We start from the raw sequence: 11759 nt of genomic DNA on the forward strand, positions 1-11759 counted from the left end.
ACGAGTTATCTCTTTTTGAGTCATGTTGAATGTCTCCTCTCGCATACCTGACATTTTATCAGAATAAATTCAACATGACATTATCACAGAATAACAACAGTTCTTTTTTAGATATAGTTGAAATAGTCTCCTGTTCTGTTATATTTTGAACTGGAGTATGTTCACTATGTATTTGTTTTGGTTCCTCAATAATTTTTTCATCCTTTGCAGTACCTATATTGGTATCTGTTTCGCTTAAGGAGAGGGAATAGAGTTGCTCTGCTAAACTTTTTGCAAAAGGGATAGGCATCAGTTGCATTATCTCACTTTTTAAAAAATCACCTACTTCCATTTTGAAAGAAATATTTACTATATCTTCAAATTCATCAAAATATCCTTTTAAAGAATCTGTAGCTAAATTCATTCTGGTCACACGCGGAGGTGATATATTAATATCTTTTTTGAGCATTATAGACAATGAAGTTGCTGCAGATCCCATCATTTGATTCATTGCTTCTCCAACGGCACTCATTCGAATATCATCTAATTCGATATCAATATTACTTCCGTCACCTCCCATCATAAGATCTGCTATTATTTTCGCATCATCTTCCTTCATAATCATTAAAGTGCTGCCATTAAGACCCTTTGTATAGGAAACTTCAATACTAATAAAGGGTATGGGATAAGCTTCCTTCAATTTTTTGATATTTGTAATATATACTTTTGGAGTGGTAATAATTACTTTATTTCTTAGTAAAGAATATAATGTGGTAGCCGAAGTTCCAATAGATATATTACCAATTTCTCCTAGCACATCCATTTCTTCTTTTGTTATTTGAACATTTTCAGTTACTCCATTCATAAGTTCCTTGATTTCTTCAGATGACAGCAACTGATCATCCATTAAATTCGCCCCCCTCTCCAAAGTTTTTTTGTATTTTAATTGCCATTTTATTATGGTGAACACCAATAGAACCCGAGAATTTCAATTTATCTTTAATGTAAATATCTGCGCCATCTCTTATATTTTTATTCAAAGCTATCACATCTCCGGTTGCGAGATTAATAAATTCACCAACTGTTATAAGAGCTCGACCGAGCTCCGCTCTAATTTCTGTTTTAGTATCGTAAATTTTATTAGTTATTAATTGCTTTGTTGTCTCTGATTGTTCTTGCTTACTGGTAGACAACCATATTCTAGTAGACAATTTAGGTATTATTGGTTCCAATACAATATGAGGTATACAAATATTAATCATACCTTCACTCTTGCCGACTTTAGCATTAAATGTAATTAAGGCAACTGCTTCATTAGGAGAAACTAACTGCACAAATTGAGAATTTGTTTCAAGCTTTTCCAAAGTTGTTTGTATATCTGCAATATCTTTCCATGCATCGCTTAATATTCTGGTCATTTTACTAAAGACTTTTTCAATAATACCGGTTTCAATTTCTGTTGGTTCTCGTAATTTTCCACTATATTCTCCCGGTCCTCCCAAGAGTCTATCGATAATTGAAAAAGCTATGGATGGATTTATCTCCATTATGGCAGCACCTTTTAATGGTGAAAAGTCTACAACAGCAATCAATGAAGGATTAGGTATAGAAAAAATAAACTCATTATATGTCATCTGTTCCACAAAAAATACATTTATTTGAACAACAGTCCGTAATTGTGCAGAAAGATAAGTAGTCAGTAATCGAGCAAAATTTTCGTGTATCATGCTTAATGTGTGTAGCTGCTCTTTTGAGAATTTATTTGGACGCTTAAAATCATATGGCTTGACTTTTTTATCCAATTCTTTGCTTTTAATTTCTTCTGCTTTTACTTCTCCAGTGGACAGGGCTGACAGAAGAGCATCTATTTCATTTTGAGAAAGTATATCAGACAATATATCCGCCTCCACCCACTTAATTTACGATGATGCTTGTAAAGTATACATCGACAATACTTCCATCATTTAGAATTTGGTTTAAGGACTCTTTAATTTTTTTTCTTAAATTCTCCATGCCTTTACTATCTTTAATTGAATCATAAGTTTCAGATCTAAGTATTACAAAAATCCTATCTCTTATTTCACTTTCTTTTAATTTAAGTTCATTTTCTACATCTTTACTATTTAATAGGTAGACCAAAGATAATCTTATATATCCTTTATCTGATAAATTTGTAAGAAATTCTCCTGCATCATAAGTTATGTTACTTTTGGATTGTTCTACAACTGTTTTATTGTTACCGGCTCCGGCTATGTTTTTTGCTACAAAATAGGCTATTCCACTTGTTATCAACATTAAAATAAATAAAAGCAAAATAATAATTAACAGGTTTTTGAATTTGCTCCTATTCTTTTTTTCTGTATTATTCTGTGTTGCCAAAATTATATCCTCCTTTATTTAGGTTCCTCTGCTTCTGATGCGGATTTTAAAATTATAATGTCAACACGTCGATTTAAAGCCCTGTTTTTTTCTGAATCATTAGGAGCTATCGGCCTGTACTCACTATAACCTGCAGCCGATATAATATATGGAGACAAGTTATGTCTTTCTATCATATATTTTACCACATTTACAGCTCTTGCAGTTGATAATTCCCAATTTGAGGGAAATTCCCTTGTATGTATAGGTAAATTATCTGTATGGCCTTCAATTCTTATTTGTCTGTGACTTTCGATAAGCAATGGTGCAAGTTTATCCAGAATTTCTTTTGCATCATTCCTTATATCCGCTTTTCCAGAATCAAATAAAACTCCCTCAACAAATCTTACGACTAATCCACGCTCATCTAAATTAACCTGGACACCACCTATATTATCTTCATCTATGATTTTCTGAATTTTTTCTTCTAATAACTCAAATTCTCTTTGTTCCTCTGCAGAAACTAAAAAACTTCCTACATCTCCTGCTTCGATAAAATCGCCTTTGCTTAAAGTCATACCACCTTCAATTATTCCCAATGAACCTTGCAGCGAAAGCATTGCCATATCAAATTTCTTTTGGTCAACACTTGAGAGTGAAAACAGCAGCACAAAGAATATAAGAATTTGTGTAATTAAATCACCGTAAGTAGTCATCCATGCAGGAGCACCTGCTGCTTGTTTGTCATTTTTATTACTTCGTCGTCTGCTGCTAGGCAATATCTTCACCGCTTTCAATATCTTTATTTGAGTTCACATACTTTCTACTAGCAGGTGCTAAAAATGCCTTTAGTTTTTCCTCAATAATTCTTGGGTTTTCACCGGCTTGTATGGAAAGCATGCCTTCTATCATTACTTCTTTAATGAGTATTTCTTCACGGCTTCGCACTTTAAGCTTTCCGGCCATAGGTATAAAAAACAAATTAGCAACTAATGAACCATAAAAGGTAGTAACCAGAGCTACTGCCATCCCGGGGCCTATTAAATCAGGGTTATCCAGGTTTTTCAACATATTTATCAGCCCAATAATTGTGCCTATTAGACCAAAAGCTGGTGCTAACGCACCCATTGTTTCAAGCATTCCTTGCCCTTCGCTGTGCCTTTCCTCTAAAAAAGCAAGTTCGGTTTCCATTATATTTTTTACCAACTCGGGATCCGTGCCATCGACAATCAGCAATATACCTTTTTGCATAAAATCATCTTTTAACTGATAAGCGGCATCTTCAAGTGCAAGCAGTCCTTCTCGGCGAGCAGTTTCGGCAAGGCTTATAATAGTTCTTATTACATCACCTGCATCAATAGGTTTTTCAGTAAATACAATCCTTATGATTTTCATTAGACTGGTGAATTTTGAGAAAGGATAGTTGACTAATGTGGCTGCTATAGTACCTCCAAATACTATCATAGCAGAAGGGATATCTATGAATGCCATTAATGTTCCACCCATAAAAATGGCCCACATAAACAATATAATGCCACTTATAATACCGATTATGGTAGCTAAATCCATTCTTTGCTGCACATCCCTTCAAAATTTTACAAGTTTTACTGCAAAAAAACACGCTTTTTGTATTGTATAACTTTATTAATAATCTCGTCTTTTTTCTCTAATACTACAAGTTTCTTATCTGTGGTTAATGTTATGACGGTGTCTGGTGTAGATTCTAGACTTTCAATCAATTCGGCATTTAAAACAAATTTTGTGCCGTTTAGCCTGGTCAGCTCTATCATATTATTTGACACCTCATTTCCGGGCTTGATTTTTATCAAGCCCGGTTATTTTATGATTGCCTACCGCTTGAGATTAACCAATTCTTGAAGCATTTCATCAGAAGTTGTAATTATACGCGAATTAGCTTGAAAGCCTCTTTGGGTTATTATCATTTGAGTAAACTCTTCCGAAAGATCTACATTAGACATTTCTAAATACCCAGGCGCAATAGCACCTCGGCCGCCGGTACCGCTCTCACCGATCTGCGGTTCTCCGGAGTTATTCGAGTATCGGTACATATTTTGCCCCGCTTTTATCAGACCTGCTGGGTTATCAAAATTTGCAAGAGCTACTTGTGCTAACTGTTTGCTGTAACCATTGTCAAAGATGCCGGTTATAACCCCTGTAGTATCAGTGGTAACATCCGTCAGAGTTCCTGCGGGGTATCCGTTTTGATAGGAAAGATCAACATTTGTTTCCTTGGCATATTGTGTAGTACCAGAAAAATCTATACTAATTGACATATCGGCAGCTCCATTTACATTGTTCAAAGCAATGGTCAATGGTCCTCCTGTAGCAGAATCGTATTTACCGCTTCCACTTGTTTCAAAAGTTATAGTGCCGGAATTGTCACCCGGATTGGTTTCTGTTCCGTCGGCATGAGTTATTTTGTAACCCCATTCATTGGCATTTGTTTTAGTAAATTCAATTGTTAAGTTATGAGCACATCCCAGAGAATCGTATACTTTAAATGGTAGCGAATATGTCCCATTATTTTCTGTTTCTGCATTGAGATTCTTTCCAAAACGGATTTCAGTCGTAGGTGACGCAGGTATCATCATGCCTTTCCTGATTTCTATGCTTCCAATTGACTGTGGTGACTTATCTGCTGGAACTTCATGTTTTTCCGTATCCTGCCAGCCCATGACTTTAAGTCCGTTAGCGGTATTTATTAGATTGCCGTTCTCGTCAAACCCAAAGTTTCCCGCTCTAGTATAGAACATATCAAGGCCGTCACCAACAATAAAGTATCCGTCGCCTTCAATGGATAAATCAGTCATGTTACCGGTATATTCAGCACTGCTTGATGAATGTATGGTATCAATCGATGCAATTGTCATGCCTAGTCCTACTTGCATTGGATTAGTACCGCCGCGATTTCCTTGGGGTGACGCAGCTCCGCGCATAGTTTGACTTAAAGTATCCTGGAATGTAACTCTGCTTTTTTTAAATCCGACTGTATTGACATTTGCAATGTTATTTCCTATAACGTCCATCTTGACTTGATGATTTCTTAGGCCGGTTACCCCAGAAAACATTGACCGCATCATAAAAACTCCTCCTTATTTTTGGCGCCTACTCCTTCAGTCAGTCCGGAGCTTAAGCCTCCTTACGGTCCGGCTTATAAAATTACGGCACCGTCTATATTTGTAAACACATTCTCTTTTACGCTGTCTCCATTCATAGCTGTAATTACTGTTCGATTTTTTATACTAACAACAAAAGCCATATCATTCATTAATATGAGCGATTCTCTTACACCCTTTTGCTCAGCTTTATCTACCGCATTATTAATCATTTCCTTTTGATCTTTTGTTAACTTGATGTTTCGCATATTCATACGCATTTGAGCATGCTGCGATATTTTAAGTTCTTTATCTTCTATCTTTTGCTGAAGAATTTGATCAAAGCCTTTTTCAGGAATCGTTTGTAGCTTTTTTACCCCTGTTGAAATCGGTGAAATACCAATATTCTTCCCGGATTGTATTTTAGAATAATCCTGCATATGCCCCCACCTCTTTTATCTTATCTCAGCTACATTTTCAATAGGTATCTTTACTTCACTATCTTCATTGCTAATTATCAAGTTTACGCTTCCTCTATCAAAGGCAATCCCCTTTATAGTGCCTTCAACTTCATTTTGCTCAACTACAGCTTTTGCTGTTTTACCTATTGTGCTTATAGCGGAAAGGCTGGCCATTTGCATATTAAGATTTTGCATTTGCTCTAAGGAACTAAATTGAGCTAATTGAGCGATATACTCATTGTTGTCCATAGGCTCTAACGGGTCTTGATACCTCAATTGGGTAACCAGAAGCTTTAGAAAGTCATCTTTATCCAAATTTGTTGTTCCAAGTTTCTGCTCTTGGTTTGCGGTGTAATAATAGTCAGTATTGATTATAGACACGATATCACATCCTCATACTTTATAGTTTATTCTGCTGACATTTCCCCATTGGTCATAGTAGTCCTGTAACAGAACCTCTCGATTTTCTGTTTCTTGTTTGTTAAAAATATTTCGTACGCCTTTGGATTTATTATAACTGCTGTTGCTATTTGACTGCTGATTGAATGCTCCCATTTCCAATTCATCCGACAACTTATATACATTTATTTCCGAAACACTATATCCTTGTTGCTTAATTTGATGTTGAAAGTCAATAGCATGGAGTTTTAGTATATCTCTTACTTGTGTATTTTCTACAAAAAGCTCTGCTTTCAACTTATCTTTATCTGTGAATACTTTGATTAATACATTACCAAGATAATCCGGTTTCAGCCTGATGCTCACCTGTTGGGTTTCGCCTTCTAAAGCAAAATGCATCTTGTCCACCAATTGATTTAATATTTCGGTGGTTTGGCTGTTTTCCGCGGAAAATAAAGTTGGACTAATTTTATCATTTTGCGAAACAGCGACTGATTCCTTTACATATGTGTTAGCAGCATCCAAATATAGTGATTCTGCCATGTTTTTATCATCATATATAATCTGATTGTTTCGTAAATCGTTGTTTAAACCATGTTCATCTCCAAAAACTTTTTCAACATTATTATCCCTGGTGTAAGTAGTAGGTGAACTGTTTTCTTCTTTATCTATTAAATTGTGAATATCGAACTTTTCAAGACTACTCTTTTCATGCTTGTCCTGGACTAATAAATTAGTCGTTGATGAATTATACTCCCCGATAAGCTTGTCACCATTACCATACCTTGTGAGGTCTTCGGTTTGCTCTATTTCCGGCTTAGTATTTGTAAGTATTTCGTTGAGCAAAACATGTATTTCTTTTGAATCTATTTCCAGCATATTTGTTGGAAAAGCCTTTTTCATTGCCAAATAGAATATTTCGGCAGTATCTTGGGTCACATCACCGTTTATACTGAATTCCTGCAATATTTCTTGCCAGCATTGAATTAACTTATTTTGGTGAAACTCCGTATTAGTATAAAGGTTAGCCAAATCTGCATTAAGATTTATATCTGCATCTTGCAATTGGCCGTTGACTGCTGCTTGTAAATCCTCAATTTGAACATTGATATTTAATAGATTTAATAGCTGTATCAAAAAAGCACTGTTTTCTTGCATCTTGCTATCCTTATCATCAGTATTCAAGTCTTTTTCAATTATTTTTCTTATACCTTCGAGATGATCTTCAAAGCTTTTTGAGTTTTTACCGATATTTGGTTTCTTTTCATTGAAGTTATTAACCGAGTCACACGCCACTTCAAAAGCTTGCAATGCCATTTCCATGTTTATCACCCCCTTTCCATAATAATAGTTTTATTTATAAGCCGCTCATTTTTTCAGTAATTGAAGCGGCTTTTTGTGGATCAAGGTTTGATAAGATTTCAGAAACTGTTTCTTTTTTCATGTTCTGAAATAGCTGTATTAAGAAATCATCTTCTATATTTTCTAAAATCTTAGCAGCACTTCTTGCTTCCATCAGTTCATAATACTGAGCTAAGTCTTTAATATTTTTTATCTGCGTTTCTTGTTTTCCCTTGGCGACCTCAAGTTCCTGCTCTAAAGCCTCAAGCTCAGCCTGTTTTTTAAGCAGCTCTGATTCTTTGTTTTTTATTTCCTGCTTTTGTTTTTCTATTTCTAACCATTCGTCTTCTATTCTCTCTTTTTCCTCTTCAATTGTTTTCTCATCTTCTGGTATTTCACTAAATTGTTCAAGAGATACTTTATTTTTCAAAATGGGAATCTTGGAAAAAACAGCTTTGACCGAGGGATGTAATCTATCTAAATCATAGAATTTAAAGCAAAAAAAGCAAACAGCTGCAATAATTAAAGCTATTATTATTCCAATTATGATAATAGTTTTGCCGCTAAAAATATTCTTCATCAGGTGTATTCCTCTCTAAACGACTATAATTTATATTAGCGACCTCGTCACTAATTTTTTGTTCTTCATTATTTACTCTTTTATTGTAGTCAATATATTTTTTTTCTTTAATTTTTTCGAAGATTTGCTTTTCGCGTCTATGAGCTAAATAGGAAAGTCTCCTTTTTTCATAAATATCATGAGCTTGTTTAACGGCTATCTTTTGCGCATCAATTTGGGATGTCATATGAGAAACATATATGCTATAGTCTGATAAAAGCCTTGTTTCAACTGAATCAGATAGTTTTTTTTCAATCCCCTCCCATACCTTTTTTTTTGATAATTCCAATTGAACCAAATGCTTTTCCTCTTTATTTCTTTTAATAACCGCCTCAGCAAGTCTTTGTTTTTCCATTTTTTCTTTAAGTTGTTTTATTCTTAAAGGAGTCTCTAATCTAAAGTAAAACTTCTTCATAATTCTTCATCCTCAAATATTCTTTCTAATGCGCTTATGGTCTGTTCAAACTCTATCTTTTCTTCTACTTCCTGTTTCAAGAACTTTTCTATTTTATCGATATACTTTATCGACTCATCAATCTGAGGATTGTTGCCTTTTACATATGCCCCTATGTTTATAAGATCTTCTGCTTCTTTATAAACTGAAAGTATGTTTTTTACTCTACCTGCCAGTTTCCGATGATTTGGAGTAACAATATCATTCATAAGCCTACTTATGCTTGCCATTACATCTATAGCGGGATAATGATTTTTATTTGCAAGTTCCCTTGACAAAACTATATGACCATCTAAAATGCCGCGAACCGCATCTGATATAGGTTCATTCAAATCATCGCCATCTACTAAAACCGTATAAATCCCGGTTATTGAACCCTTCGCAGATGTTCCCGCCCTTTCCAAAAGTTTGGGAAGTATTGCATAAACCGAAGGAGTATATCCTCTGGTCACTGGAGGTTCACCTGCTGCTAAGCCAACCTCCCTCTGGGCCATAGCAAATCTTGTTATTGAGTCCATCATTAATAAAACATTTGCTCCCTGGTCCCTGAAATATTCCGCTATGGCAGTTGCAGTAAAGGCTGCCCGAGTCCTTACCAAGGGTGGCTTATCAGAAGTAGCTACTACTATGACAGACCTTTTTACACCTTCTTCTCCCAAGTCTTTTGTTATAAAAGAGTTTAATTCCCTTCCCCTTTCACCAACCAAAGCTATCACATTAACATCAGCCTTTGTATTTCGGGCAATCATACCTAAAAGTGTACTTTTCCCTACACCGCTTCCTGCAAAAATTCCAAGTCTTTGGCCTATACCACAGGTTAATAATGCATCAATAGCCCTAACTCCGACGGGAAGCGGCTCACTAATTATTGGGCGTTCAACTGGATTAGGTGGATTATTGGAAACCGGATAACGCAATTTTGCCTTTAAAGGCCCTTTGTCATCAATAGGATTTCCCAAGCCATCCAGCACTCTTCCTAAAAGCTCATTGCCTACGGGAGTTGTCAATTTTTTCCCTGTAGCTTCAACATCCCACCCAGGACCTAGGTCTTCCATGTCACCTAATGGCATCAAAATCACAATTTTATCGCGAAAACCGACCACTTCTGAAAAAATCGCCTTTGGATTTTTAGGAGATTTTATTATACAAATCTCGCCTAACTCTGCAGGAGGACCTTCAGATTCAATCGTAAGCCCAACAATTTTGGATATCCTGCCTTTTGGTTTTATAGTCACTATATCATCTAAAAGAGAATAGACATAGTCAAAATTATTTTCATACATCATCTATTACTTCCAATTCTCTTAATGCTAACCTGATATTTTCTATTTGAGTATGAACTCCGGCATCAATCTCAAAATGCGGTCCCTCTATGATACAATCACCCGAGGATAAAAAGGGGTCTTTTATTATGGTGATTTTTTTAAGTTCATCTTTTAAATCTGCAGTCATATGCTTTACTCTCTCAAAATCATTTTCTGAAACACGAATTAAAATATCCTTTTCTTCACCTGCTTTTTCCATGCCCGTTCTAATTAAATCCAAGAAATAGGTATTATCGTTCTCCTGAATTTTTTTACATAATACCTTTTCTGCAACAGCTAGTGATAATTTTAAACATTCTTTTTCAAGATATTCCCTATACGAATCGTTCTGTTTATTAAGTTCTTTTAAGGTTTGGGTCAATTCTTTTATATGTTTATCCCATTTTACTTGCTGATCTTTTATAGCAGTTTCAATGCCTTCCTTATATCCTTTATCAAAAGCATCTCCCTCAATTTTTTCTTTTTCTGCATTAGCTCTAGAAATAAGCTCTGCTGCTTCTGCTTTTGATTTTTCAATAATTTCTCGAGCTTCCAAGAAAGCTTCGTCCAACAATTGCTTTGCTTTATCGTCATAAAGTTTTTCATAAGTTAGATCAGACCTGTTTATAATTTCTTTATTGTTTTTTTTAGTAGTCAAATAATATTCTTTAAGCTTTATAGGATTTTCTTTCTCAAATGCAACCCGTTTAAAAACATTAGACAATGATTTCATCACCTCCGCCGCGAGAAATGACGATTTCACCTGCATCTTCTAATTTTCTAATAATATTTACAATTTTCTGTTGAGCCTCTTCCACATCTCTTAATCTAACAGGTCCCATGTATTCCATATCCTCATTTACCATTTCAGCTTGACGTTTAGACATATTCTCAAAGATTCTCTTTTTGACTTCCTCACTAGCTCCTTTTAATGCCAACGTTAAATCACGATTATCAACTTCGCGAAGAGTACGCTGTATCGCACGATTGTCCAAAGCAAGAATATCTTCGAATACAAACATACGACGTCGTATTTCCTCAGCTAAATCTGGATTATCGGTTTCCAGTGCTTCAATAATATTCTTTTCCGTTCCTCTGTCCACATTATTTAAAATATTGACAACAGCCTGAATTCCCCCTACATTTGTATAATCCTCGGTTACAACTGAAGCTATCTGCCTTTCTAAAACCCTTTCAACTTCCATAATTATATCAGGCGAAGTTCTATCCATGGTAGCCACGCGCCGTGCAATATCTACTTGCTTTTCAGGTGGTAATGATGAAAGAAAGGAAGCAGCTTGTTCAGGATCTAAGTATGTCATTATAAGAGCTATGGTTTGAGAGTTCTCATTCTGTAAAAAGTTCATCAATTGAGATGGATCAGCCTTTCTAACAAAGTCAAAAGGTCTAACCTGGAGTGTTGATGTAAGACGGTTAATAATTTCGAGAGCTTTTTGAGTACCTAAGGCTTTCTCCAGCACCTCTTTTGCGTAATCTATTCCACCTTCTGTTATGAAGTTTTGAGCAAGTAACATTTGATAGAATTCTTCCATTACTTCGTTTTTTTCTTCATTGGATATTTTTCTCATATTGGCTATTTCAAGCGTTAGCTGCTCAATATCTTCTTCGTTTAAAAATCGATAGACATTGGCGGCTATTTCCGGGCCCAAAGAAACTATTAAAATAGCTGCTTTCTGCTTACTTGTTAATTTAGTTTGCTGTGCCATG

At 35.3% G+C, this 11759-nt stretch carries 15 protein-coding genes; all 15 read right to left on the bottom strand.

All coding sequences use genetic code 11. The annotated features are described in order from the left end of the window. Window positions 1-58: 58 nt before the first annotated feature. On the bottom strand, window positions 59-886 hold the full coding sequence (gene fliY, locus BUC45_RS11465) for a flagellar motor switch phosphatase FliY (protein WP_296972461.1): 828 nt from the start codon (window positions 884-886) through the stop codon (window positions 59-61). After that, window positions 879-1874 (bottom strand): flagellar motor switch protein FliM, encoded by a 996-nt coding sequence (gene fliM, locus BUC45_RS11470; protein WP_296972463.1) that lies wholly within the window; start codon window positions 1872-1874, stop codon window positions 879-881. Before fliM ends, fliY begins: the two co-directional genes overlap by 8 nt. 19 nt (window positions 1875-1893) lie before the next feature. Continuing rightward, entirely contained in the window at window positions 1894-2358 is a 465-nt protein-coding gene (locus BUC45_RS11475; RefSeq protein WP_296972465.1) for a flagellar basal body-associated FliL family protein, read from the bottom strand. A 14-nt stretch (window positions 2359-2372) separates the two neighbouring features. Continuing rightward, entirely contained in the window at window positions 2373-3125 is a 753-nt protein-coding gene (locus BUC45_RS11480) for an OmpA family protein (protein ID WP_296972574.1), read from the bottom strand. Continuing rightward, entirely contained in the window at window positions 3109-3906 is a 798-nt protein-coding gene (locus BUC45_RS11485; RefSeq protein WP_296972466.1) for a motility protein A, read from the bottom strand. Before BUC45_RS11485 ends, BUC45_RS11480 begins: the two co-directional genes overlap by 17 nt. 35 nt (window positions 3907-3941) lie before the next feature. Beyond that, window positions 3942-4127, bottom strand: coding sequence for a flagellar FlbD family protein (locus tag BUC45_RS11490; RefSeq protein WP_366750261.1), 186 nt, complete (start codon window positions 4125-4127; stop codon window positions 3942-3944). Window positions 4128-4187: 60 nt separating this feature from the next. Further along, complete coding sequence (locus tag BUC45_RS11495; protein WP_296972472.1) at window positions 4188-5438, bottom strand: flagellar hook protein FlgE; 1251 nt, start codon at window positions 5436-5438, stop codon at window positions 4188-4190. Window positions 5439-5509: 71 nt separating this feature from the next. Further along, window positions 5510-5893, bottom strand: coding sequence for a TIGR02530 family flagellar biosynthesis protein (locus BUC45_RS11500; RefSeq protein WP_013778296.1), 384 nt, complete (start codon window positions 5891-5893; stop codon window positions 5510-5512). A 15-nt stretch (window positions 5894-5908) separates the two neighbouring features. Beyond that, the gene (locus BUC45_RS11505) at window positions 5909-6295 is read right to left on the bottom strand and encodes a flagellar hook capping FlgD N-terminal domain-containing protein (protein WP_296972473.1); all 387 of its coding nucleotides are present in this window, start codon (window positions 6293-6295) and stop codon (window positions 5909-5911) included. Window positions 6296-6307: 12 nt separating this feature from the next. After that, window positions 6308-7636: a flagellar hook-length control protein FliK gene (locus BUC45_RS11510; RefSeq protein WP_296972474.1), complete on the bottom strand. Its 1329-nt coding sequence runs from the start codon at window positions 7634-7636 to the stop codon at window positions 6308-6310. A gap of 34 nt (window positions 7637-7670) precedes the next feature. Next, window positions 7671-8234 carry a magnesium transporter MgtE gene (locus BUC45_RS11515; protein WP_296972476.1) on the bottom strand — a complete coding sequence of 188 codons (564 nt, stop codon included), beginning with the start codon at window positions 8232-8234 and terminating at the stop codon, window positions 7671-7673. Then, window positions 8218-8688 (bottom strand): flagellar export protein FliJ, encoded by a 471-nt coding sequence (fliJ, locus tag BUC45_RS11520; RefSeq protein WP_296972478.1) that lies wholly within the window; start codon window positions 8686-8688, stop codon window positions 8218-8220. Before fliJ ends, BUC45_RS11515 begins: the two co-directional genes overlap by 17 nt. After that, on the bottom strand, window positions 8685-10013 hold the full coding sequence (gene fliI / locus BUC45_RS11525) for a flagellar protein export ATPase FliI (protein WP_296972482.1): 1329 nt from the start codon (window positions 10011-10013) through the stop codon (window positions 8685-8687). The genes fliJ and fliI overlap by 4 nt, the downstream gene beginning before the upstream one ends. Beyond that, complete coding sequence (locus BUC45_RS11530; RefSeq protein WP_296972484.1) at window positions 10003-10764, bottom strand: FliH/SctL family protein; 762 nt, start codon at window positions 10762-10764, stop codon at window positions 10003-10005. Before BUC45_RS11530 ends, fliI begins: the two co-directional genes overlap by 11 nt. Beyond that, entirely contained in the window at window positions 10748-11758 is a 1011-nt protein-coding gene (gene fliG, locus BUC45_RS11535; RefSeq protein ID WP_013778289.1) for a flagellar motor switch protein FliG, read from the bottom strand. The genes BUC45_RS11530 and fliG overlap by 17 nt, the downstream gene beginning before the upstream one ends. Window position 11759 lies beyond the last annotated feature (1 nt).

This window comes from Tepidanaerobacter sp. EBM-38 (assembly GCA_001896545.1).
Lineage (GTDB): Bacteria > Bacillota > Thermosediminibacteria > Thermosediminibacterales > Tepidanaerobacteraceae > Tepidanaerobacter.

Excerpts from the sequence above, each read along its gene's own strand:
- fliG (WP_013778289.1), bottom strand. The coding sequence starts at position 11,758 with ATGGCACAGCAAACTAAATTAACAAGTAAGCAGAAAGCAGCTATTTTA.
- fliJ (WP_296972478.1), bottom strand. The coding sequence starts at position 8,688 with ATGAAGAAGTTTTACTTTAGATTAGAGACTCCTTTAAGAATAAAACAA.
- BUC45_RS11510 (WP_296972474.1), bottom strand. The coding sequence starts at position 7,636 with ATGGAAATGGCATTGCAAGCTTTTGAAGTGGCGTGTGACTCGGTTAAT.
- BUC45_RS11500 (WP_013778296.1), bottom strand. The coding sequence starts at position 5,893 with ATGCAGGATTATTCTAAAATACAATCCGGGAAGAATATTGGTATTTCA.
- BUC45_RS11490 (WP_366750261.1), bottom strand. The coding sequence starts at position 4,127 with ATGATAGAGCTGACCAGGCTAAACGGCACAAAATTTGTTTTAAATGCC.
- fliI (WP_296972482.1), bottom strand. The coding sequence starts at position 10,013 with ATGATGTATGAAAATAATTTTGACTATGTCTATTCTCTTTTAGATGAT.
- fliY (WP_296972461.1), bottom strand. The coding sequence starts at position 886 with ATGGATGATCAGTTGCTGTCATCTGAAGAAATCAAGGAACTTATGAAT.
- BUC45_RS11495 (WP_296972472.1), bottom strand. The coding sequence starts at position 5,438 with ATGATGCGGTCAATGTTTTCTGGGGTAACCGGCCTAAGAAATCATCAA.
- BUC45_RS11515 (WP_296972476.1), bottom strand. The coding sequence starts at position 8,234 with ATGAAGAATATTTTTAGCGGCAAAACTATTATCATAATTGGAATAATA.
- BUC45_RS11530 (WP_296972484.1), bottom strand. The coding sequence starts at position 10,764 with ATGAAATCATTGTCTAATGTTTTTAAACGGGTTGCATTTGAGAAAGAA.
- BUC45_RS11485 (WP_296972466.1), bottom strand. The coding sequence starts at position 3,906 with ATGGATTTAGCTACCATAATCGGTATTATAAGTGGCATTATATTGTTT.